At 71.9% G+C, this 22,560-nt stretch carries 21 protein-coding genes and 3 pseudogenes; 16 read left to right on the forward strand and 8 right to left on the reverse strand.

Annotated elements, in window-relative coordinates:
• Nucleotides 1–95: 95 nt before the first annotated feature.
• Both HEP81_RS14885 and HEP81_RS14890 read left to right on the forward strand, forming a co-directional pair.
• On the forward strand, nt 96–1,367 hold the full coding sequence (locus HEP81_RS14885; protein ID WP_037662873.1) for an alanine racemase: 1,272 nt from the start codon (nt 96–98) through the stop codon (nt 1,365–1,367).
• A gap of 75 nt (nt 1,368–1,442) precedes the next feature.
• The gene (locus tag HEP81_RS14890; RefSeq protein WP_037662871.1) at nt 1,443–3,092 is read left to right on the forward strand and encodes an N-acyl-D-amino-acid deacylase family protein; all 1,650 of its coding nucleotides are present in this window, start codon (nt 1,443–1,445) and stop codon (nt 3,090–3,092) included.
• Between the two features lie 18 nt (nt 3,093–3,110).
• Here the strand turns inward: HEP81_RS14890 and HEP81_RS14895 are convergent, their stop codons facing one another.
• From HEP81_RS14895 to HEP81_RS42150, 3 genes are all read right to left on the reverse strand, one after another.
• Nucleotides 3,111–3,983 (reverse strand): S1 family peptidase, encoded by an 873-nt coding sequence (locus HEP81_RS14895; protein WP_037662869.1) that lies wholly within the window; start codon nt 3,981–3,983, stop codon nt 3,111–3,113.
• Nucleotides 3,984–4,162: 179 nt separating this feature from the next.
• Nucleotides 4,163–4,789, reverse strand: coding sequence for a hypothetical protein (locus HEP81_RS14900; protein ID WP_037662866.1), 627 nt, complete (start codon nt 4,787–4,789; stop codon nt 4,163–4,165).
• 165 nt (nt 4,790–4,954) lie between these two features.
• A complete protein-coding gene (locus HEP81_RS42150; RefSeq protein ID WP_259332389.1) occupies nt 4,955–5,077 on the reverse strand; it encodes a hypothetical protein in 123 nt (40 codons plus the stop codon).
• Between the two features lie 125 nt (nt 5,078–5,202).
• Here HEP81_RS42150 and HEP81_RS14905 point away from each other — a divergent pair, with 125 nt between their 5' ends.
• From HEP81_RS14905 to HEP81_RS14920, 4 genes and pseudogenes are all read left to right on the forward strand, one after another.
• The gene (locus HEP81_RS14905; protein ID WP_037662864.1) at nt 5,203–6,414 is read left to right on the forward strand and encodes a pyridoxal phosphate-dependent aminotransferase; all 1,212 of its coding nucleotides are present in this window, start codon (nt 5,203–5,205) and stop codon (nt 6,412–6,414) included.
• Between the two features lie 106 nt (nt 6,415–6,520).
• The gene (locus HEP81_RS14910; RefSeq protein WP_037662862.1) at nt 6,521–6,940 is read left to right on the forward strand and encodes an SCO4983 family protein; all 420 of its coding nucleotides are present in this window, start codon (nt 6,521–6,523) and stop codon (nt 6,938–6,940) included.
• A 221-nt stretch (nt 6,941–7,161) separates the two neighbouring features.
• Nucleotides 7,162–7,797, forward strand: a pseudogene (locus HEP81_RS14915) (vWA domain-containing protein); the annotation flags it as partial.
• A pseudogene (locus tag HEP81_RS14920) lies at nt 7,783–8,387 on the forward strand (hypothetical protein). The pseudogenes HEP81_RS14915 and HEP81_RS14920, both read left to right, overlap by 15 nt.
• Nucleotides 8,388–8,595: 208 nt before the next feature.
• Here the strand turns inward: HEP81_RS14920 and HEP81_RS14925 are convergent.
• Nucleotides 8,596–10,416 (reverse strand): phosphoenolpyruvate carboxykinase (GTP), encoded by a 1,821-nt coding sequence (locus HEP81_RS14925; protein WP_037662858.1) that lies wholly within the window; start codon nt 10,414–10,416, stop codon nt 8,596–8,598.
• Nucleotides 10,417–10,705: 289 nt separating this feature from the next.
• On the opposite strand from HEP81_RS14925, the gene trhA reads away from it, so the two are divergent.
• The 5 genes and pseudogenes from trhA to HEP81_RS14950 all read left to right on the forward strand — a co-directional run bounded on the left by trhA (nt 10,706) and on the right by HEP81_RS14950 (nt 14,472).
• Nucleotides 10,706–11,419: a PAQR family membrane homeostasis protein TrhA gene (trhA, locus tag HEP81_RS14930; protein ID WP_037662880.1), complete on the forward strand. Its 714-nt coding sequence runs from the start codon at nt 10,706–10,708 to the stop codon at nt 11,417–11,419.
• 48 nt (nt 11,420–11,467) lie between these two features.
• Nucleotides 11,468–12,638: pseudogene (locus tag HEP81_RS14935) on the forward strand (MFS transporter); the annotation flags it as partial.
• A gap of 5 nt (nt 12,639–12,643) precedes the next feature.
• Entirely contained in the window at nt 12,644–13,300 is a 657-nt protein-coding gene (locus HEP81_RS14940; RefSeq protein WP_106980078.1) for a TetR/AcrR family transcriptional regulator, read from the forward strand.
• Nucleotides 13,301–13,333: 33 nt separating this feature from the next.
• Complete coding sequence (locus HEP81_RS14945) at nt 13,334–14,077, forward strand: Mut7-C RNAse domain-containing protein (protein ID WP_037662856.1); 744 nt, start codon at nt 13,334–13,336, stop codon at nt 14,075–14,077.
• 47 nt (nt 14,078–14,124) lie between these two features.
• Nucleotides 14,125–14,472 carry a hypothetical protein gene (locus tag HEP81_RS14950; RefSeq protein WP_051850625.1) on the forward strand — a complete coding sequence of 116 codons (348 nt, stop codon included), beginning with the start codon at nt 14,125–14,127 and terminating at the stop codon, nt 14,470–14,472.
• 37 nt (nt 14,473–14,509) lie between these two features.
• On the opposite strand, the gene HEP81_RS14955 is transcribed toward HEP81_RS14950, so the two are convergent.
• From HEP81_RS14955 to mca, 3 genes are all read right to left on the reverse strand, one after another.
• The gene (locus HEP81_RS14955) at nt 14,510–16,543 is read right to left on the reverse strand and encodes a thioredoxin domain-containing protein (protein ID WP_037662854.1); all 2,034 of its coding nucleotides are present in this window, start codon (nt 16,541–16,543) and stop codon (nt 14,510–14,512) included.
• Nucleotides 16,544–17,321: 778 nt separating this feature from the next.
• Complete coding sequence (locus tag HEP81_RS14960) at nt 17,322–17,561, reverse strand: hypothetical protein (RefSeq protein ID WP_037662851.1); 240 nt, start codon at nt 17,559–17,561, stop codon at nt 17,322–17,324.
• Nucleotides 17,554–18,435, reverse strand: a complete 882-nt coding sequence (mca, locus tag HEP81_RS14965; RefSeq protein ID WP_037662849.1) for a mycothiol conjugate amidase Mca — start codon at nt 18,433–18,435, stop codon at nt 17,554–17,556. The genes HEP81_RS14960 and mca overlap by 8 nt, the downstream gene beginning before the upstream one ends.
• 103 nt (nt 18,436–18,538) lie before the next feature.
• On the opposite strand from mca, the gene HEP81_RS14970 reads away from it, so the two are divergent.
• Together HEP81_RS14970 and greA are read left to right on the forward strand one after the other, a co-directional pair.
• On the forward strand, nt 18,539–18,937 hold the full coding sequence (locus HEP81_RS14970; RefSeq protein ID WP_037662848.1) for a DUF4307 domain-containing protein: 399 nt from the start codon (nt 18,539–18,541) through the stop codon (nt 18,935–18,937).
• 244 nt (nt 18,938–19,181) lie between these two features.
• Entirely contained in the window at nt 19,182–19,682 is a 501-nt protein-coding gene (greA, locus tag HEP81_RS14975; RefSeq protein ID WP_037662846.1) for a transcription elongation factor GreA, read from the forward strand.
• Nucleotides 19,683–19,781: 99 nt separating this feature from the next.
• Here the strand turns inward: greA and ilvA are convergent, their stop codons facing one another.
• Nucleotides 19,782–21,011: a threonine ammonia-lyase gene (ilvA, locus tag HEP81_RS14980; RefSeq protein ID WP_037662844.1), complete on the reverse strand. Its 1,230-nt coding sequence runs from the start codon at nt 21,009–21,011 to the stop codon at nt 19,782–19,784.
• A 162-nt stretch (nt 21,012–21,173) separates the two neighbouring features.
• Here ilvA and HEP81_RS14985 point away from each other — a divergent pair, with 162 nt between their 5' ends.
• From HEP81_RS14985 to HEP81_RS14995, 3 genes are all read left to right on the forward strand, one after another.
• Entirely contained in the window at nt 21,174–21,659 is a 486-nt protein-coding gene (locus HEP81_RS14985; RefSeq protein ID WP_421673930.1) for a MarR family winged helix-turn-helix transcriptional regulator, read from the forward strand.
• Between the two features lie 96 nt (nt 21,660–21,755).
• The gene (locus HEP81_RS14990; protein WP_037662842.1) at nt 21,756–22,259 is read left to right on the forward strand and encodes a sigma factor-like helix-turn-helix DNA-binding protein; all 504 of its coding nucleotides are present in this window, start codon (nt 21,756–21,758) and stop codon (nt 22,257–22,259) included.
• 49 nt (nt 22,260–22,308) lie between these two features.
• The gene (locus tag HEP81_RS14995) at nt 22,309–22,557 is read left to right on the forward strand and encodes a hypothetical protein (RefSeq protein ID WP_037662840.1); all 249 of its coding nucleotides are present in this window, start codon (nt 22,309–22,311) and stop codon (nt 22,555–22,557) included.
• Nucleotides 22,558–22,560 lie beyond the last annotated feature (3 nt).

The raw sequence follows: 22,560 nt of genomic DNA on the forward strand, positions 1-22,560 counted from the left end.
GTCGGCGAGATGCTAGACAGCAGTGAGCACTGCATGCAATGAACGTTGCACAGAATGCAACGGCAAAGGCGTGCGCCGGACGAAGAAGGGCTCCCATGGACACCGAAGCGCTCGACCGGCTGGCCGAGGAACGGGTCGACCACCGCTTCAAGGGCCTCCCGCCGGGCGCCCGCGGTCTCCTTGTCGGGGAGCTGGCCGCCCAGCGGCGCAATCTGTTCGACGCGGACGGCGGATTCACCACTCCCCTGCTCGTCCTGTCCGCCGAGCGCCTCGCGCACAACCTCGCGCTCATGGAGGCGTACACCACCCGGCACGGCCTGGCGTTCGCACCGCACGGCAAGACCTCCATGGCTCCGCAGTTGTTCCGGCGCCAGATCGAGCACGGCGCGTGGGGGATCACCCTGGCCGTGCCCCATCAGGTGCACGTCGCACGGGAGTTCGGCGTTCAGCGGATCTTTCTCGCCAATGAGCTGGTCGACGCCTCCGCGCTGCGCTGGCTCGCCGGTGAGCTCGCCGCGGACCCCGGTTTCCGCTTCGTCTGCTACGTGGACTCGGTGCGCGGTGTGGAGCTGATGGACGCGGCGCTCGCGGGGGCCGTCCGGCCGGTGGACGTGGTCGTGGAGCTGGGCGCGGGCGAACAGGCCCGTACCGGTGTCCGTACGGCGGCGGACGCGCGGGCGGTCGCCGAGGCGGTGGGGCGGGCGCGGGCGCTGCGGCTCGTCGGGGTGGCGGGGTACGAGGCCCAGGTGCCGGACGCCGATCCGCGGCGGGTGCGGGCCTGGCTGGATCAACTCGTCGCGCTCGCGGCCGGGTTCGACCGGGACGGGCTGTTCGAGGGCGCCGAGGAGATCGTCGTCAGCGCCGGTGGCAGCGAGTGGTTCGATGTCGTCGCCGAGGTCTTCGCCGAGATTCCCGCGCTGTCCCGCCCGGTGCTCAAGCTGCTGCGCTCCGGTGCGTACGTCTCGCACGACGATGTGCACTACCGCGAGCTGACCCCGTTCAACCGGGTGCCCGAGGAGGGCGCGCTGGAGCCCGCGTTCCGGCTGTGGGCGCAGGTGGTCTCGCGGCCCTCGGCGACGGAGGCGTTCGTGAACGCGGGGAAGCGGGATGTCTCGTACGACCTCGATCTGCCGGTGGCGCGGGTGGTGCGCCGGGACGGTGCCGAGCGGCCGGCGGCCGGTATCGAGGTGACCGCGCTGTCCGACCAGCATCTGTGGCTGCGTACCGGTGCCGACGCGGATCTCCGGGTGGGCGACTGGATCGGCTTCGGGCTGTCCCATCCGTGCACGGTCTTCGAGAAGTGGCAGCTCATCCCGGTGGCGGAGGCGGACGGCACGGTGGTCGACTACATCCGCACCTACTTCTAGGGCGCCGAAGCAAGGCGGGAAGCCGGAGCGGGACAGCCGGAGCGGGACAGCTTCTGGAGCGGTCGGGAGGCCGGTATGGAAGACCTGGTCGTGCGGGACGCCGAGGTGGTCGACGGCAGCGGCGAGCCGTCGTACCGGGCCGATGTGGTCGTCGACGGCGGTCGGATCGTCTCCATCGTCAAGGAGGCCGCGGCGGCGGGTTGCCAACGGCCGCGGACCACACGGGAGTTGGACGCCGAGGGGCTGGTCCTCTCCCCCGGGTTCATCGACATGCACGCCCACTCCGACCTCGCGCTGCTCCGCGACCCCGACCACAGCGCGAAGGCCGCGCAGGGGGTCACCCTGGAGGTGATCGGGCAGGACGGGCTGTCGTACGCGCCGGTGGACGAGCGGACGCTGGCCCAGGTGCGCCGGGCGATCGCGGGGTGGAACGGGTACGGCGAGGACATCGACTTCGACTGGCGCACGGTCGGGGAGTACCTCGACCGCCTCGACCGGGGGTTCGAGGGGCGCGGGATCGCCGTGAACGCCGCCTATCTGATCCCGCAGGGCACGGTCCGGGCGCTCGTCATGGGGTGGGAGGACCGGCCCGCGAGTGCCGAAGAGCTGCGCCGTATGCGGAAGTTGGTGGCGCAAGGGCTGGCACAGGGGGCCGTCGGGCTGTCCTCCGGGCTCACCTACACCCCGGGGATGTACGCCGACGACGCCGAACTGGGCGAGCTGTGCCGGGTGGTGGCGTCGTACGGCGGCTACTACTGCCCCCATCACCGGTCCTACGGCGCCGGCGCGCTGGACGCCTACGCCGAGATGGTGGCGCTGGCCCGGGCGGCGGACTGCCCGCTGCATCTGGCGCACGCCACCATGAACTTCGGGGTGAACGAGGGGCGCGCCGGTGAGCTGACGGCCCTGCTCGACCGCGCTCTGGAGGCGGGCGCGGACATCACGTTCGACACGTACCCCTACACGCCCGGCTGCACCACCCTGGCCGCGCTGCTGCCGAGCTGGGCGAGCGAGGGCGGCCCGGCGGCGGTGCTGGCCCGGCTGGCGGACCCGGCGACGGCCGAGCGGATCCGGCGGGAGCTGGAGGTGACCGGCTCGGACGGCTGCCACGGTGTGCCGGTGGCGTGGGAGACGGTCGAGGTCTCCGGGGTGGCCGACCCGGCGCTCGGCGCGTATACGGGTCGTACCGTACGGGAGTTGGCGGCGGAGGGGGCCCGGTCGCCGTGGGAGGTCGCCCGGCGGCTGCTGATCGAGGACCGGCTCGGTACGACCGTCCTCCAGCACGTCGGCCACGAGGACAATGTGCGCGCCCTGATGCGCCACCGCGCCCACACCGGGGGCTCCGACGGCATCCTGCGCGGCGCCAAGCCGCACCCGCGGGCGTACGGCACCTTTCCGCGCTATCTCGGGCACTACGTACGGGAGTTGGGCGTGCTGTCGCTGGAGGAGTGCGTCGCCCGTCTCACCGCGCGGCCCGCGGCCCGGCTGCGATTGCCGGACCGGGGCCTGGTGCGCGAGGGGTACCGGGCGGATCTGGTGCTGTTCGACCCGGGGACGGTCGCGCCCGGCGCCACGTTCGAGGCGCCCCGGACGCCGCCGACGGGCATCCCGTACGTCCTCGTCGACGGTCGCTTCGTCATCGAGGACGGCAGGCGGACGGACGTGCTCGCGGGCCGGTCCGTCCGCCGGACGCCAACGCCGACGCCGACGCCGTTGCCGGGGTGAGCGCCGTGCCTCCGTGCCTTACGGCTTGGGCAGGGTGCAACCGGCCGCGCTCAGGTTCAGCTTGTTGCCGGTGGTGAAGCAGGCCGGGATCCCGTACGTCTCCTCGGCGTAGTTGGTGCCCTGGTGGACGGTGACGTTGCCGTTCGCGTCCACCTCGCACGGGTTGTTGACGGTGCAGCGCTCCCCGTCCTCGTTGCCCGTGTTGTTGACGGCGACGACCTTGCCGGTGCTGGTGTCGATGACCGGGGAGCCGGAGGTGCCGCCGATGGTGTTGCAGCTGGAGGTGTAGCGGATGGAGTCCTTCCAGGTCCAGTCGCCCTCCTTCAGCTGGTTGACGAAGCCGTCGATGTTGCAGCTGTAGGTCTTCTTCCAGTACCCGGAGACGACCTTGATGGCGGTGCCCGCGGTCGGGTGGGTGTCGCTGAGGGTGAGCGGGCTGATGCCGTAGGAGCTCTTGATCTGCGCGTAGGTGGTGTTGAGGCGGTAGATCGTGACGTCCGTGTCGGTCATCGTGGAGTAGACGACCTGGTTGGCGCGCAGGGTGGCTATCTTGCTGCCGCTCGCGTTCAGCAGGCCGAAGGTGCGGCTGGAGGACTGGCCGGTGATGACCTCACCGGGGTCGGGGAAGCCGGTCTCCAGGCAGTGGCCGTTGGACAGCACCAACGCCGGGTCGCTGTCGGCGGAGTTGGGGAAGCGGATCACCGAGCCGGAGCAGTCGCTGAGCGAGACGGTGCCGGCGAAGTTGACGGTGACGGCGGCCGGCTTCGCCTTGGGCGCCGGGGAGTCGGCGTGCGCGGCGGGGGCCGCGGTGAGTGGGGCGGCGACCGCGGGAGCCGCGCCCAGCCCGGCCAGGGCCAGGGCGGACAGCGCGGCGAGGAGAGGCTTGTTCATGTGGGGGTCCCCTCTTACGACGGCGGCGACCGGAGGGATTTCCGGTCGCCCGCTGTGTTGTCATGCGCATTCTCGGCGCAGCGAGGGGACGGGAACAAGAAGGCGGGTCAGGTCGTAGGGGTTTCCCTGTGCGACGCCTGTGATCAACTCTTCTGATTCCCTGCTGACTTGAGGACGGGTCAGCGCGGATGCCGGCCGTGGCCGTGCCCCCTGCCGCCGGAGGGGAAGTACGGGGTGGGCGTGCCGGCCGTCGGCGCCGGGGGTGGCGCGCCGGCCGTCGTGGGCGGCGGGGCGAAGGCGGTGGTGGGCGCCGGGCGGGGGCTGCCGGCCTTGGCGGCGGCGACCGGGGGCGCGGCCGGGGCGGAGGACGTCGGACCAGTCGGATCGGAGGACGCCGGGGCGGCGGCGGACGCGGGCGCAGGGGATTTCGCGGGCGCCGAGTCGGGCGCCGGATCGGTCACCGAGGGAGCCGCCGAGGCCGCGGCCCCCGTGTCGTCCGTGTCCGCGCTCGCCGTGGCGTCGGCGCGGCCGCTCCCCTTGTGCCGGGACTCGGCCGGGGAACCCGAACCCGTCACCCCGGCGATCAGCGCGACCGCCCCCGCGACTCCGAGCGCCCCGGCGACGGCCGCGAGCCACCGCCGGCCGTCCCGGCGCCGCTGCTCCCGGCGACGGCGCTCGGCCCGGCCCGGCCCGAGGGCCGGGGACGGGTCGGCGCCGACACCGGCACCGTGCACCCCGGGGCCGGAAGGACCGGGAGCGGCCGGACCGCAGCCGACGGGCGCGCCGACGCCCGCCGCCCCCGCCATCCCCGCTCCCCTGAGTTCCCTCGGAGCCCCAGCACCCCTTGGACCCCCAGACCCCTTCAACCCCACCGGCCCCACCGGCCCTTCCGGCCCGGACTCGGTGATCGGAGGCAGCTCCCGCGTCTCGTCGTACGCGTTCTGCCAGCCGTGCGCGGCGGCGGGATCGGCCTACTCCTCGTACGCCGGAGCGGGGCCCGGCCGCGGGTGGTACACGGGTGGCGGGAAGGAGGACAAGGGGGACGCCGCCCCCGCGCCGGGCGCCTCCGACTCGTACTCACGTTCGCTGGACACGACAGTGGATTCTAGGGAGACCTGGAGCTGCCCCGGCGGCCGTAGGGGCAATCCGGGGCAAAACCCCGTCTCGCGTGGTGGAAAACACCACCCATGAACGACCACGGCGCCCTAAGCTCGCGCGTATGCAGGTGATCCAGTCGACCAAGCTCGCCAACGTCTGTTACGAGATCCGGGGCCCGGTTCTCGAGGAGGCCATGCGGCTGGAGGCGGCGGGACACCGCATCCTCAAGCTCAATACGGGCAATCCCGCGGCGTTCGGCTTCGAGTGTCCGCCGGAGATCCTGGAGGACATCCTCCGCAATGTCTCCACGGCCCATGGGTACGGCGACGCCAAGGGGCTGCTGGCCGCCCGGCGCGCGGTCGTCATGCACAACCAGACCCTCGGCATCGACACGGACGTCGAGCACGTCTTCATCGGCAACGGCGTCTCCGAGCTGATCGTGATGGCGATGCAGGGTCTGCTGGACGACGGCGACGAGGTCCTCGTACCGGCGCCGGACTACCCGCTGTGGACGGCCGCGGTCTCCCTGTCCGGCGGCACTCCGGTGCACTACCGCTGCGACGAGCAGTCCGACTGGATGCCCGACCTCGCCGACATCGAGCGCAAGGTCAGCGACCGCACCAAGGCGATCGTCATCATCAACCCGAACAACCCCACGGGCGCGGTCTACGACGAGGCCATGCTCAAGGGGCTGACGGACATCGCCCGCCGGCACAATCTGCTGGTCTGCTCCGACGAGATCTACGACAAGATCCTCTACGACGGCGCCACGCACACCCCGACCGCCAAGATCGCCCCCGATCTGCTGACGCTGACCTTCAACGGCATGTCGAAGGCGTACCGGGTGGCCGGGTACCGGGTGGGCTGGATGTCGATCTCCGGCCCGCGCGCCCACGCCGACTCCTATATCGAGGGCCTGACGATCCTGGCGAACATGCGGCTGTGCGCCAATATGCCGGGGCAGCACGGTGTGGTCGCCGCACTGAGCGGACGCCAGACGATCCAGGACCTGGTGCTGCCGGGCGGCCGGCTGAAGGAGCAGATGGACACGGCGTACGAGCTGCTGACGCAGATCCCGGGCGTGAGCTGTGTACGGCCGAGGGGCGCGCTGTACCTCTTCCCGCGGCTCGACCCGCAGGTGTTCAAGATCCGGGACGACCGGCAGATGGTCCTCGATCTGCTGCGCCAGGAGAAGATCATGGTGGTGCAGGGCACCGGCTTCAACTGGCCCGAGCCGGACCACTTCCGTGTGGTCACCCTGCCGAGCGTCGGGGATCTCAAGGACGCGGTGACCCGGATCGGGACCTTCCTGGACGGGTACGGGCAGCCGTAGACAGTGCGGCGGTCCGTAGTCGACGGGCTTCAATCTGTGACCCGACTCAACTTTAGACGAAATCCAAGCTAGGATGGTTTCCTGTCAGAGCACAGGAGGCCGTCCTATGTACGAACCGATCCGCACCAAGTCGGTCCACAGCACGATGGCCGGCACCTCCGACTTCCCGCACCGGTCGCGCGAGGAGGAGCTGGACATCCAGCTCGCCGGGCATCTGTCGGCGCTGCTCGCGGTCACCGACGAACTGCGCGCGCAGGCCCCCTCGGCCGATCTGGACGCGGCCGCGGACCGGCTGGTCGCGCAGGTGTGCCGACTGCGCGGTGGCAAGCCGCTGCGGGCGACGCCGGGTGCCACCCCCGGGGACCCGGTGGCCCTGCACCGCCGCGCCCACGCCCTGGCCGGGCGTGCCCTGGTGGTCGCCGCCTCCCGCGCGGACACCGCGGTGGCGATTCTGGCCGCCGAGCGGATGGACGCCCACACGGCCGCGCTGGCCGCCGACCCGGCGGAACTCACCGCCACCGGCTGATTCCCCGGCCCCCCTGATCGGCCCCGGTCCGCGCGCACCCGCAGCGACGCGCGGACCGGGTGCCCCAGCTCGCGCGTTGCAGTGCCGGGTCCGACCCGTCACCCGGCGTTCACCGGCCGCGCCCGGGAACGTGGGGTTCCGGGAGGACGCTCGCCCGCGTGAAGGGAATCGCGGGAATCGTCCTCGCGGTGCTGCTCGGGGTCCTGGGCCATGGACGGACTGGACCCGAAGGGTGCAGACGGCGTGAACTGCCCTTCCCCGGCAGCCGTTCCGTCGCCGACGGCCTCATCGAGTCGTACGGGAACAAGCTGCGCCGCCCCTCCCGCACGGTGTACGTCCTGGACACCTCGGGCTCGATGGACGGCGACCGGATCAGGTCGCTGAAGGCGGCGCTGACCGTGCTCACCGGTGACTTCCGGGACCGGGAGGAGGTGACGCTGATGCCGTTCGGCACGTCCGTGAAGAGCGTGCGCACCCATGTGGTCGACCCGAAGGACCCGAAGGCGGGCCTGGCCGCCATCCGCCGGGACACCGACGCGCTCAGCGCCGACGGCGGCCCCGCGATCTACACCTCGCTGGAGCAGGCGCACGACCATCTCGGCGGCGGCGCCGACACGTTCACCTCGATCGTGCTGATGACCGACGGGGAGAACACCGCGGGGGACGAGGCCCAGGACTTCGACGGCTTCTACCGGGGGCTCGGCGGCGCGCGGCGGGACACCCCGGTCTTCCCGATCCTGTTCGGCGACTCCTCGCGCGCCGAGCTCCAGCACATCGCCGATCTGACCGGCGGCCGCCTCTTCGACGCCCGGCAGGGCTCGCTGGACGGCGCCTTCGAGGAGATCCGTAGCTACCAGTGGGTCCTCGGCTACCTGGAGTCCCGCAAGAACCTCACCGCGCCGGGTGCGGTCTGGCCGGTCTGGTGCTGACCTTCACCGGGGTCGCGGGGCCGTACTGGCCGGTGGTGGTCGCGGGGCTGTACGGCGCGGGCGCGCTGCTCGCCCCGCCGGAGCGGCCCGCGCCGCCCGACTTCCCGAGCCCCTCGGCCCCACTGGAGGAGATCCGGGCCGACTTCGAGAGGCTGGAGGCGTATCTCGCGGACATCGACCTGCCGCCGGCCGCCGCGAGCGCGCTCACCGGACTGACCGAGCTGCTGGGCGCGCTGCTGGCCCCGGGCTGGGTCGCCGAGGCCCTCGCCCAGGATCCGGAGGGCGTGCACGCCGTGTCCCGGACGGTGCGCGGGGACGTGCCGGAGGCCGTGGACGCCTTCGTACGGACGCGCTGGTGGACCCGGCTGACCCCCGGCACGGAGCCTCCCGAGCGGCATCTGGAGCGCCGGCTGGGCCTGTTGAAGGAGGAGGCCGAGCAGCTGGCGTCGGCGCTGCGGGACGCGGAGGCTCGGCGGCAGGAGTCGCACGCGCGGTATCTGGAGGACCGCCGGCAGTAGCTCCGCTTGGGCCCAAAGGCAGGTCGGCCACCCGCTCGGCACGGGAACGGTGGCGGCCCCGCGCAGGAACCGGCGACGGCTCCGCCCGGGAACGCCCGAGGGCCCCGCACGCCATTGTGCGGGGCCCTCCGCGGGTTTCCGCGGCCGGCCTTCGTGACGACTATTGCTGGTCAGGGCTAGTCGGACCGGCCGCGGAGCTTCTCGGGTGTCAGCCCAGGCGCTCGACCAGCGCGCGGTACTGGTCCCACAGCTCCTTCGGGGTGTGCTCGCCGAAGGTGTCGAGGTGACCGGGCACCAGCGCGGCCTCCTCGCGCCAGACCTCCTTGTCGACCGTGAGCAGGAAGTCCAGGTCGGCGTCGGACAGTTCGAGGCCGTCGGTGTCCAGCGCGTCCTTGGTCGGCAGCACACCGATCGGGGTCTCGACGCCCGCGGCCTTGCCGTCCAGGCGCTCCACGATCCACTTCAGGACGCGGGAGTTCTCGCCGAAGCCGGGCCAGACGAACTTGCCCTCGTCGTTCTTGCGGAACCAGTTGACGTAGTAGATCTTCGGCAGCTTGGACTGGTCCTTGTCCTTGGCCACGTTGATCCAGTGCGCCATGTAGTCGCCCATGTTGTAGCCGCAGAACGGCAGCATGGCGAACGGGTCGCGGCGCAGCTCGCCGACCTTGCCCTCGGCCGCGGCGGTCTTCTCGGAGGCCACGTTGGCGCCGAGGAAGACGCCGTGGTCCCAGTCGAAGGACTCGGTCACCAGCGGCACCGCGCTGGCGCGGCGGCCGCCGAAGAGGATCGCCGAGATCGGCACGCCCTTGGGGTCCTCCCACTCGGGCGCGATGATCGGGCACTGCGAAGCGGGCACGGTGAAGCGGGCGTTGGGGTGAGCGGCCGGGGTGTCGCTGTCCGGCGTCCAGTCGTTGCCCTTCCAGTCCGTGAGGTGGGCCGGGGTCTCCTGGGTCATGCCCTCCCACCAGACGTCGCCGTCGTCGGTGAGTGCCACGTTGGTGAAGACCGAGTTGCCCCACAGGGTCTTCATGGCGTTGGCGTTGGTGTGCTCGCCGGTGCCGGGCGCGACACCGAAGAAGCCCGCCTCGGGGTTGATCGCGTACAGACGGCCATCCTCGCCGAAGCGCATCCAGGCGATGTCGTCGCCGATGGTCTCCACGGTCCAGCCGGAGACGGTGGGCTCCAGCATGGCGAGGTTGGTCTTGCCGCAGGCACTCGGGAAGGCGGCGGCCACGTACTTGGCCTCGCCCTGCGGCGGGGTGAGCTTGAGGATCAGCATGTGCTCGGCGAGCCAGCCCTCGTCACGGGCCATGACGGAGGCGATGCGCAGCGCGTAGCACTTCTTGCCGAGCAGGGCGTTGCCGCCGTAGCCCGAGCCGTACGACCAGATCTCGCGCGCCTCGGGGAAGTGGGAGATGAACTTGGTCTGGCTGCACGGCCACGGCACGTCCGCCTGGCCGGCCTCCAGCGGGGCGCCCACGGAGTGGACGGCCTTGACGAAGAAGCCGTCCTCGCCCAGCTCGTCCAGGACGGCCTGGCCCATGCGCGTCATGGTGCGCATGGAGACGGCGACATAGGCGGAGTCGGTGATCTCGACGCCGAGCGCGGACAGCGGGGAGCCGAGCGGGCCCATGCAGAACGGGACGACGTACAGGGTGCGGCCGCGCATGGAGCCGCGGAACAGGCCCTTGTCGCCGGCGAAGATCTCCCGCATCTCGGCGGGGGCCTTCCAGTTGTTGGTCGGGCCCGCGTCCTCCTCCTTCTCGGAGCAGATGAAGGTGCGGTCCTCGACGCGCGCCACGTCGGTCGGGTCGGAGGCGGCCAGGTAGGAGTGCGGGCGCTTGATCGGGTCGAGCTTCTTGAAGGTGCCCCTGGCCACGAGCTCCTCACACAGGCGCTCGTACTCGGCCTCGGATCCGTCACACCAGACCACGTTGTCCGGCTGCGTCAGTTCGGCGATCTCGTTGACCCACGAGATCAGTTCCTGGTGGCGGGTGGGAACGCCGGTAGCCGAGTTGTCGCGCGCCACGGTTGCTCCTAAGTGAGGGATTTTGTCCTTGTTCGCCCCGTGGGGGCTGCGACCCGGACGCTTCGTTGTCGCTCATCCGGTGCCGACTGCACTCATTTGATCATCCGCTCGGAGCGCCCATCTGTCCAGGGGGTCTCACAGGTGAGCGAAGTGAGGTGAGCCACGCTTCCTGCGGCGTTTGCGTTTTCTTTGCGTCTGTCTTGATTTCAGCTGAACGTCTTTTTGCGCCCACCCGACCAAGGCATGCCCCTCACATCCGATTTACGGAGGCGTAGGTACCATGCGGCGCATGACTGCGTCCGTCCCCGACGCGCCCAATGACACTGCGGCCGGCGGCCGCGGTCCCCTGGCGCTCTCCCCGTCGCAACCGATCAAGCCGAGGCTGCGCGGCTGGCTGCACCTCGGCATGTTCCCTGCCGTACTCATCGCGGGACTTGTGCTCACCGCCCTCGCCGACTCGACCAGAGGCCGCATCGCCTGCGGGATCTATGTCCTCACGGCCTGCCTGCTGTTCGGCGTCAGCGCGCTGTACCACCGGGGCAACTGGGGCCCGCGGATGGACGGCCTGCTGCGCCGGCTCGACCACGCCAACATCTTCCTGATCATCGCGGGCACCTACACCCCGCTCACGATGCTGCTGCTGCCCGGCGCCAAGGGCCAGTGGCTGCTGTGGGGCATCTGGGCCGCGGCGGCGGCCGGGATCGTCTTCCGCGTCTTCTGGGTGGGCGCCCCCCGCTGGCTCTACACGCCCTGCTACATCGCGATGGGCTGGGCGGCCGTCTTCTTCCTGCCCGACTTCCTGCGCACCGGCGGCATCGCCGTACTGGTCCTGGTGATCGTCGGCGGGCTGCTCTACAGCGCGGGCGGCGTCGTCTACGGCTTCAAGCGGCCGAACCCGTCACCGCGCTGGTTCGGCTTCCACGAGGTCTTCCACTCCTTCACGCTCGCGGCGTTCGTCGTGCATTACGTGGGAATCTCGCTGGTGGCGTACCAGCACGCGTAGCCCCCCTCCCGCCCCTCAGGCCACGGCTCATCCGAGCCGTGGCCTTTTTACGTCGTCGTCCTCGCCCCGCTGATGCTCCCGGCGGGCCTGCTGGGCGGCCGGTTCGGGCGGCGACGGATGCTGATCGCCGGGCTCGGCGTCTTTCCCGGCCGGCTCGGTGCTCGGCGCCCGGGCCGGGGACGTGAGCGCGGTGATCGCCGCCCGCGCGGTCATGGGCATCGGCGCCGCCCTGATCATGCCGCTGTCGCCGGCCGTGCTCCCGGCCCTGTCCGGCCCCGACGAGCGCGGCAAGGCGGCCGGCTGCTCGACCGCTTCTGGTGGGGCTCGGTCTTCCTGATCGACTTCCCGATGGCCGCGCTCGGCGTCGGCGTCTGCCTCCTGCTGCTCCCGGGGACCCGGGATCCTTCGGGACCGCAGGTCGACCCGCTCTCCACGGCGCTCACCGCGGCCGGCCTCGGCGCCATGATCCCCGCCGTCACCGAGGCCCCCGACCGTGGCTGGGCCGACCCTCTGGTGCTCGCGATGTCCGCCGCGGCCGCCGTCCTGCTGCTCGGCCTGGTCCTGCGCGAACGCCGCTCGCCCCGCCCGATGCTCGACATGTCGGACGGTCGCGGCCGGGGGCGCCCAAGCGGCCGTGGTCCGGTTCGGGCCGCGTGTGGTGGTCACCGCGGGCCTGGTGGTGCTGGCCTTCGCCGCCCCGCTGGGATCCGTACGACGGCGGACTCCGGCTACGGCTTCACCGCGCTGTGGCTGTCGCTGACCGGGCTCGGCTTCGGCTTCGCGGTCGTACCGGCGATGTACGGGCAGCTCGGGGCGCTGCCCGCCGACCGGGCGGGCTCCGGTTCCGGGCTGCTGATGACCCTGCGGCAGGTCGGCGGCGCCATCGGCATCGCCCTGCTGGGCAGTCCGCTCGCGAGCGCCTTCCGGGACCGGCTCGATGTCGCCGGGCTGCCGTCCCCGGCCGCGCACACCGCGCGGGAGTCGGTCGTCGCCGCCCATGGGGTCGCCGTACGCACCCACGCGCCGCACCTCGCGGCGTCCCCGCACACCGCCCTCACCCTCGGCATGAGCCTGGTGCTGCTGGTGTGCGGCATCGCCTCCCTGGCGGCGGCTCTGCTCGCGGCCCTGCTGCTGCCGGACACCCCGGTCGTACGGTGCGCGGGCGCACCCGAGGAGGCCTCGGCCCATGGCCGCCCCTGCCGCCGATGCCGGACAATGACCGGCATGACGGCCGCCCGCCCCACCTCCCCCGTCCCCTCTCCCGACCGCGCCCGCCCCGAAGGCCCCCGGCTCGGCCTGCGGGAGCGCAAGAAGATCAAGACCCGGGAGGCGATCCGCGGGGCGACGTACGCCCTGATCGAGGAGCAGGGGTACGACGCCACGACGATCGACCAGATCGCCGACCGGGCGGAGGTGTCGCCGTCGACGGTCTTCCGCTACTTCCCCACCAAGGAGGACATCGTCCTCACCGACGAGTTCGACGCGGTCATGCTGGAGGAGATCAGACGACGGCCCGCCGAGGAGCCCTGGGGCGACACCATCCGGTACGTGCTGCGGCGCGCCGTCCAGGTCGGGATGGCGGCGGACCCGGCGGTCTCCCGGCTGCGCACCCGGCTGATGGTGCAGGTCCCGGCGGTGCGCTCGCGGATGATGGAGAGCATGTCGGTGACCGGGCACATGCTGTGCCGGGCCGTCGCCGAGCGCACCGGCCGCGACCCCGGCGACCTGGAGGTGCGGGTCTACGCCATGTCGCTGATCGGCGGCCTGATCGAGACCACCATGTACTGGGCCGAGCACGGCCACCAGGAGGATCTGCGGGACCTGATCGACCGCAGCCTTGACGTCCTGGAGCACGGCCTGCCGGGCGCCGAAAACCACTGAGACCGGCCGCTCCCCGCATGCCATGCTGACGGGGTGAACGCCACCGAGATCCGCGTCGAAGTCGCCCCCGAGCTGCATCTGTTCGTCCCGTCGGCCCGGCGCGCGGGCGCCACCGCGCTCGGCACCGACGGGGTCTCGACGCTCGGCCATGTCATCGAGTCCCTCGGCGTGCCGCTGACCGAGGTCGGCGCGCTGCTCGTGGACGGCCGCGAGGTGCCGGTCTCGCACATCCCGCGCGCGGGCGAGAGCGTGCGGGTCCGGGCGGTGGCGCGCCCCCAGCGGGTGCCCGGCGCCCCGCTGCGCTTCCTCCTCGACGTCCACCTCGGCACCCTGGCCCGCCGGCTGCGGCTGCTCGGTGTCGACGCGGCGTACGAGTCCACCGACATCGGCGACCCGGCGCTGGCCGCGCTCTCTGCGGCCGAGCAACGGGTGATGCTCAGCCGCGACCGGGGGCTGCTGCGCCGCCGCGAGCTGTGGGCCGGCGCGTACATCTACAGCACCCAGCCAGAGGAACAACTCCAGGACGTCCTCGGCCGGTTCGCCCCCGAACTCCACCCCTGGAGCCGCTGCACGGCCTGCAACGGGCTGCTGCGTGCCGCCACCAAGGAGGAGGTCGCCGATCAGCTCAAGGGCGGCACCGAGCGGTCGTACGACGTCTTCGCGCAGTGCGCGTCCTGCGGGCGCGCGTACTGGAAGGGCGCGCATCACGACCAGCTGGAGGCGGTCGTGGAGCGGGCGTTGAGCATGCGTACCCAGGGGAGTACCCAGAGCGGTTGAGTAGCGGGCCGCTCCCCCGGGCCGGGGGCGCGCGGTGGGATGGGGACATGAACACCACGACCGAGCAGCCGGTGGCGGCCCTCGCCCCGCGGCAGAAGGACCGCCTCATCAGCGGCTGGGCGATCGCCGGACTGGCCCTGCTGCTGCCGACCGTCGTCCTGTCCTGGGCGGTCGTCCTCTCCGGCGACCGCGGCACCCAGTGCCTGATGTACGGCGAGGGCTGCTCGACCATCCCCGGTTCGGCGCTCTACGCCGCCTTCTGGCTGGCCCTCGCCGCGGGCGTCGCTGCCCTGGCCTGGCCCAGGGGCCGGGGGACGTACTCCCGGGCCTGGGCCGTGTGCGTGCAGTGGGGCGCGCAGCTCGCGCTGGGGGCGATGATCCTCAGCGGCGCGTGACGCCTTCCGGCCCTTCCATTCGGATCAGAGGCTCGGCTCAGGGGCTTTCGAGGGCGGTGCGGAGTCGGTCCGGGTCGGTGGTCGGGGCGGCGCAGGTGAAGTCGCGGCAGACATAGGCGGCCGCCTGCCCGGAGACCAGCGGGCGGTCGGCGAGCAGCGGGAACTCCTCGCTGTCCGGGGTGCCGACGGCGACGACCGCGCCGGGGGCGGTGCCCAGAAGTGCCGTACGGTGCAGGGCCGTTGTGGCCGCGTCGGTGAGGGACGGGCCGACGACCGCGATCTCCCGGGGCCCGTCGAGCAGCGCCTCCGCGACGGCGAGCCCCCAGCCGATGAACCGGGGCACCCGCGGGCCCAGAGCCTGTACGACACCCAACGCCCGCTCGGCGGCGGTCCGATGGGCCTCGGAGCCGGTCTGCGCGGCATAGCCGAGCAGCGCGCCCGCGGCGGCCGACCAGCCGGAGGGGGTGGCGTTGTCGGTGGGGTCCTGGGGGCGGCGGATGAGCTGTTCCGCGTCGGCGGCGGTGTCGTAGAGCGCACCGGTCCTGGGGTCGGTGAAGCGGGCGAGCACATGGTCGACGAGCAGTCCGGCGAAGTCCAGCCAGACGCCCTCGCCGGTCACGGAGGCGAGCGCGAGGAAGCCCTCGGCGACATCCGCGTAGTCCTCCAGCACACCGGAGTTGGCGCCGGCCCGGCCGTCCCTGCTGGTGCGGGCGAGCCGGGCGTGCTCATCGAGATGCACCCGCACGAGCAGGTCGGCGGCGCCGAGGGCGGCCTCGATCAGGTCGGGGCGGTCGAAGTAGGCGCCGCTCTCGGCGAGGGCGGCGATCGCGAGTCCGTTCCAGGCGGCGACGACCTTGTCGTCCCGGCCGGGCGCGGGCCGCAGCGCGCGGGCGTCGAGCAACCGGCGCTTGACGGAGGCGATCTTCTCGGCGTCGAACACGCCCTCGTCCTGCGGGAGTTGCAGGACGGACTGCCCGTGCTCGAAGGTGCCCTCCTCGGTGACACCGAAGAACTGCGCGGCGAGCCGGGCGTCGGCCTCGCCGAGTACGCCGGTCAGCTGCTCGGGCGTCCAGACGTAGTACGCCCCCTCGACATGCCGCCCGCTCCCGTCGTCGCTGTCGGCGTCCAGGGCGGAGGCGAACCCCCCTTCGTTCGTCCGCAGTTCGCGGACCATGAAGTCGGCGGTCTCCAGGGCGACGCGCCGGGCGAGTTCGGAGCCGGTGGCCCGCCACAGGTGCGCGTACACACGGCACAGCAGGGCGTTGTCGTACAGCATCTTCTCGAAGTGCGGCACGATCCAGTCGCGGTCGACGGAGTACCGGGCGAACCCGCCGCCGAGCTGGTCGTAGAGCCCGCCGCGGGCCATCCGCTCACAGGTGTCCTGGGCCATCTGGAGCGCGCCCTCGGCGCCGGTGCGCGCGTGATGGCGCAGCAGGAACTCCAGCACCATGGACGGCGGGAACTTGGGCGCGCCGCCGAATCCGCCGCGCTGCGCGTCGTACTCACGGGTCAGCCCGAGCAGCGCCTGGGCGAGTTCCTGTTCGCCGGGCGGCCGGGTCCCCTGATGGCTGATCTCCCGCTGCGCCAGATCCCGCACGATCTTCCCGGCGACCTCCCCGACCTCGTCCCGCCGGGTGCTCCACGCCTGCCGGACCCCCTCCAGCACCTGCCGGAAGGACGGCATCCCGTGCCGGGGCTCGGGCGGGAAGTAGGTGCCGAAGTAGAACGGCTCCGCATCCGGCGTCAGGAACACGGTCATCGGCCACCCACCCTGCCCGGTGGCCGCCTGCACCGCCTCCATGTACACGGCATCGACGTCCGGCCGCTCCTCCCGGTCGACCTTGACGCTGACGAAGTGCGCGTTGAGGCAGTCGGCGGTGTCCTGGTCCTCGAAGGATTCGTGGGCCATGACGTGGCACCAGTGGCACGCGGAGTAGCCGACCGACAGCAGGACGGGTACATCGCGCCGTTTCGCTTCCTCGAACGCCTCAGGTCCCCACGGCCACCAGTCGACCGGATTGTCGGCATGCTGAAGCAGATAAGGCGAGGTCACACCAGCCAACCGGTTCATACGACCCAGCCTCTCACAGCGCTCGTGCCTGTACTGGGGACCGCGCGCACTCCGCCTCGCCCGACCGAACCCCACGACATCGGAGGCCGCTTCCTTCGGACAACAGACGCCCCGGGACCGCAGATCAGTTGCCTGAGCCCAGCAGCCTTGGACCTGCGGAAGCTCCTCGAAGGGTGGCATGCGGGACGGCGGCAGACGCGGTACGGCGGCACGCTGCCGCGATCCGGATACGCGGAACTCACCAACCGGCCCCGGCGCACGCCCGCCGCTCAAGCGGGCGCACGTCCGGGGACTGGTCGGCAGAGGCCTGGCAGCAGGTGCCCGGCAGCCGCGCATGGGTGCGGACCGCCGCGCCCGTGCGGTGACGGGAGCGACGGCTTCGACCGGGGCTGACTTCCGCGACCCTGGGCGGCTCCCACTGCCGAAGCCCCGAAGGCCGACGTCCCACGGCCCGGGCTCTCGGCGGCCGTAGCCCCGCGGCCGGGCACTCGACGGCACCGACGTCCCACGGACCGAGCTCCCGGACACCGACGCGCCCCGGACCGGGCGCTCGGAGGCCGAAGCCCCCCGGACCATGCGCTTGAGGCCGAGGTCCCGCGGACCGGGCACTCGGCGGGCCAACGCCCCACGGACCCGGCTCCCGGAGCCGAGGCCCACGGACACAGCGACCCGGGTCCGTCGCCCGACGACCGAGTCGCCGGGCCCGAGGCCAAAGTGACAGGTCAGCCCAGGCCAAGTGTCAGGGCAGCCCCGGCCAAAAAGCCAGGTCAGTTCCGGTTCAGCTGCGCTGGGCCGGGGTGTCGGCCGGGTGGTTGTCCGTGCCGGGGTCGGCGGGCTCCTTGAAGTCGACCTTCCGCATGTGCTTGCTCATCGACTTCATGAGGCCCCACACCGCCACCGCCATCACCGCGAACACGATGAAGCCGAGGACACCAGGGGTGACCTTGTTCTGGTCGAGATCGGCGAGGGAGACGAGGTCCGTCGCTGCCAGGCTCACGCTTGCGCTCATGTCAGGCATTGTCCCGGATGCCCGCGAAGAGGTCGTCCTCGGGGAGGGAGGTGTCCACGAGCGACTTCGCCAGCTCGTACTCCTCCGTCGGCCAGACCTCCCGCTGGAGGTCCATCGGCACGCGGAACCAGCCGCCGTCCGGATCGATCTGCGTGGCGTGCGCGATCAGCGCCTTGTCGCGGATCTCGAAGAAGTCCGCGCAGGGCACATGCGTGGTCAGGGTGCGTTCGACCCGCTCGATCTCCTTCCAGCGCTTGAGCCACTCCCCGTACGGCGACTCCAGGCCGCGGTCGAGCATCGCCCGGTGCAGGGCTTCGGTGCGGGGGCGGTTGAAGCCCTGGTTGTAGTAGAGCTTCAGCGGCCGGTAGGCCGGGCCGAACTCGTCCTCGGGGTACTTCTCGGTGTCCGCCGCACCTTCGAACGCCACCATGGAGATCTTGTGGGTCATGATGTGGTCGGGGTGGGGGTAGCCGCCGTTCTCGTCGTAGGTGGTGATCACCTGCGGGCGGAAGGAGCGGATCTGGCGCACCAGCTCGCCGGCCGCCTTGTCGACGTCCTCCAGGGCGAAGCAGCCCTCGGGCAGCGGCGGCAGCGGGTCGCCCTCGGGCAGCCCGGAGTCCACGAAGCCCAGCCACTCCTGCTTGACGCCCAGGATCTCGCGCGCCTCGTCCATCTCCTTGCGGCGCACCTCGTGGATGTTCGCCTCGATGTAGGGGTCGCCCTGAAGCTTGGGGTTGAGGATGGAGCCGCGTTCACCGCCGGTGCAGGTCACCACCAGCACGTCCACCCCCTCGGACACGTACTTCGCCATGGTGGCCGCGCCCTTGCTCGACTCGTCGTCGGGGTGTGCGTGAACGGCCATCAGTCGCAGCTGGTCAGTCAAGACTCAATCCTCGGTAGGTCGGCGCCCCCAAGGCTCAGGGCGCAATCGAAGGCTTCTATAGTGACCGAATCGGGGGGCGATTAATTCCGCGGAGAGGACGATCATGAGTACGGCGAGCACGGGGCTGCCCACGGGCCGCTACGGCCGCTCCTCTGACGAGCGTGCCGACCGCAAACTCAAGGTCGCCGCCGTGGTGCTCGGCGCCGTCCTGCTGGCCCTGGTCGGCTACTTCGCGTACCACTACATCGTGCAGACGCAGATCAGCGCCCAGGTGATCACCTTCGACTCCACGGACACCACGGTCAAGGCCCACCTGGAGGTCCACAAGGACGCCGGGTCCGACGGCTACTGCACCCTGCGTTCCCAGGCGGCGGACGGTACGGAGGTCGGCCGGGCCGACTTCCACTTCACCGGCTCGGCCACCCGCATCGACAAGGTCGTCACGCTGCGTACGACCGCCCGTGGCACCACGGCCGAGCTGCTGGGCTGCCACAGCGGCTGACCCGCCGGGAGCATCGCCGGCCGGGACCCGGTCCGGGCAGTGGTCCACCGCGCCGGACGCGCCGCCCCGCCGCTCCTTCACCCGGAATGCGGACGGCCCGACCTGCGTTGATGTGATTCTGATGGCTTATGTCCTCCCCCTTCCGCGGATGAATTGTTAGGCTCGTGGTTTCGCCCATCCAAGAGGGAACATTCTTCTGGGTAGGGCGATGCTTTGTATTCCCAGTACCGACGAGGAGCACCCTGTGACCCAGACCAGCGAGAACGTCACCTGGCTGACCCAGGAGGCGTACAACAAGCTCAAGGTCGAGCTTGAGTACCTTACTGGTCCTGCGCGCACGGAGATCGCCGCCAAGATCGCGGCCGCGCGCGAGGAGGGCGACCTGCGTGAGAACGGCGGGTACCACGCGGCCAAGGAGGAGCAGGGCAAGCAGGAGCTGCGTGTGCGGCAGCTGACCCAGCTTCTCGAGAGCGCCAAGGTGGGCGAGGCCCCGGCCTCCGCCGACGGCGCCGTCGCGCCCGGCATGGTCGTCACGATCGCCTTCGACGGTGACGAGGACGACACGATGACGTTCCTGCTCGCCTCCCGCGAGTACGCGAGCTCGGACGTGGAGACGTACTCGCCGCAGTCGCCGCTGGGGGCCGGTGTCATCGGCCACAAGGTCGGCGAGGACGCGGAGTACGAGCTGCCGAACGGCAAGAAGGCCTCGGTCCGCATCCTCAAGGCCGAGCCCTACAACGGCTGAGCCCCAGAACTGACCAACCCCGGGACCCCCGGCGTCCGCAGCGGACGCCGGGGGTCCCGTCGTACCTCCCCAGGCCGTACGACCTGTACGACCGCGGTCTCAGGGGATGACCGTGTAGCCCGCGTCGCGCAGGCACTGGCCGACCTCGGCGCAGTGGGCCGGGCCCTTGGTCTCCAGGTGGAGTTCGACCTCCACCTCGCTGAGGCCGAGCCGGGGGTCGGTGCGGACATGGCTGACGTCGAGGACGTTGGCGTCCACCCCCGACAGCACCCCGAGGAGGGTGGCGAGGGCGCCCGGGCGGTCGGTGAGCCGCAGTCGTACGGCCAGATAGCGGCCCTGCGCGGACATGCCGTGCCGCAGCACCCGCTGGAGCAGCACCGGGTCGACATTGCCGCCGGACAGCACGCAGACGACCGGGCCCTCGAAGGTGTCCGGGGACGCGAGCAGCGCGGCGACCGGGCTCGCGCCGGCCGGTTCCACGACCAGCTTGGCCCGCTCCAGGCACAGCAGCAGCGCGGCGGACAGCTGGTCCTCGGTGACCGTGCGCATCTCGTCCACCAGCTCGCGGACGATGCCGAACGGCACCACGCCGGGCTTGCCCACCTTGATGCCGTCGGCCATCGTGGCCGGGTTCGCGACCGCCACCGGGTGTCCGACGGCCAGCGAGGGCGGGTAGGCGGCGGCGCCCTCGGCCTGGACGCCGATGATCCGTACATCGGGCCTGATCGCCTTCACCGCGACCGCGATCCCGGCCAGCAGTCCCCCGCCGCCGACCCCGACGAGGATCGTGCGCACCTCCGGGCACTGCTCCAGGATCTCCAGGCCGACCGTGCCCTGGCCGGCGATGATGTCCGGGTGGTCGAAGGGGTGGATGAACACCGCGCCGGTGCGGGCCGCGTAGTCCTGGGCGGCGGCCAGCGTCTCGTCCACCACCTGGCCGGTGAGGCGCACCTCGGCGCCGTACTCCCTGGTCGCGCTGACCTTGGGCAGCGGGGCGCCGTGCGGCATGAACACGGTGGCGTGCACGCCCAGCAGCGAGGAGGCCAGGGCGACGCCCTGCGCGTGATTGCCGGCGCTCGCGGCCACCACTCCGGCGGCGCGCTCCTCGGGCAGCAGCCCGGCGATGCGCACATAGGCGCCGCGCAGCTTGAACGAGCCGGTGCGCTGGAGGTTCTCGCATTTCAGCTGTACCGGCGCGCCGACCAGCTGGGACAGGTGCCGGCTGCCCTCCATCGCGGTCGTCCGCGCCACGCCCGAGAGCATCTTCTGGGCCCCGCGTACATCGTCCAGGGTGACGGAACGCAGGGGGTGGGCGGTGCGGTAGTTCATGACTCCAGCATCGCAGCTCGCGGTGGCGCACGACGGTGGTGACCAAGGTCCAAGACGGGTTTGCGCAGCGCCGGTACGGCCCGGCGCCGGGCCGCGTACCCTGTCCCCCAACCTTGCAGCCCTTCATGAAGCGAGCCTCCGGCCATGCCCACAACACCTGAAATGTCGATGGACATGACGACCGTCGGTGATCCCGGTCTTCTCGACTCCCTCCAGCACGAGGTGGCGGTGTTCGCCCGCCGCGCCGAACAGACGCGGCTCGGTGGTGTCGGGCAGGCGCGCAACTCCATGGACCGCGCCGCCTATCTGCTGCTCAACCGCCTCGACAAGGAGGGCCCGATGGGCGTCAAGGCGCTCGCCGCGGGCATGGGCATCGACTCCTCCACGGTCACCCGGCAGGTGGCCCCGCTGGTCGACACCGGCCTGGTCAAGCGCACCTCGCACCCGGAGGACGGCCGCGCGGTGGTGCTTCAGCTGTCGCCGCGCGGTGCCGCCCGGCTGGCGGAGGTGCGGTCCTCGCGGCGCCTGCTGATGGCGGAGCTGACCGAGGACTGGTCGCCGCAGGAGCGCGAGCAGTTCTGCGCCCTGCTGACCCGCTTCAACCACGGCCTCGCGGCCCGGACCCAGGGGAAGCATCCCGAGTCTTGACCCGGGGCCCCGGCTGGCCTCATATGAGAGCCGGGTCCTGCGTCGTACGCGATTCATCTGTCCCGTACCGGACAGGGCCCCTGAGGGGGAGGCGTCTTGCGTGAGCGGCGGGTGGCCCAAGGGGCAGGCCGGGCCCAGGAGTTCGAGGCGTTCGTCGCGGGCGCGGCCGGCCGGCTGCTGCTCGCCGCGACGCTGCTCACCGCCGAGGCCCCGGACGCCAACCCCCGGGCGCGGCGCCTGCTGACCCTGGCGCTCGGCCACACCTACGCCCGCTGGCACCGGCTGCGCGGCGAGGATCCGTACGACTGCGCGCGCCAGTACCTCGCGGTCCGCTTCGCGCGCACGATCTGGCACCGGCACCGCCTCCTCGGCCGGGAGCGGCCCGCGCCGCGCGGCCCGCTCGCCCAGCTGAACCCGCAGGAGCGGCTGGTCCTGGTGCTGCGGATGTACGAGGGGGTCGCCGAGGAGCAGACGGCCGCGCTGCTCGGGCTGACCGCGGAGCGTGTGCACACCGTCTGCGACCGGGCGACGTCCCTGGTGCTGCACCCGGTCAGGGCGTCCGGTCCGCGCACGGTGAACGCGAAGGTGGCGCCGTCATGAGGACACGGGAGGCGCGGAGCGGGCGGCCGTACGGCGTGGGGAGGCCGAGGTGAACCGGGCCGAGCGCGAGGCCGCCGTACGGCGGGTGATGGCCGCACGTCCGGTGCCGGTGCCGCCGGAGCTGTACCCGGAGGCGGTACGGCGCGGCGAGCGGCTGCTGCGGCGCCGGCGGCTGGTGCGCCGGGTGGTGTGGGTGGTGGTGTGTGTGGCGGCGGTGGTGTTCGGGGTGTGGGCGGCGTACGCCCACCCGTGGGTGGAGCCGCCGTCGCAGACGACCCCACCGGTGGACGGCTGGTGATCC

This window comes from Streptomyces griseofuscus (genome assembly GCF_014673495.1).
Lineage (GTDB): Bacteria > Actinomycetota > Actinomycetes > Streptomycetales > Streptomycetaceae > Streptomyces > Streptomyces murinus.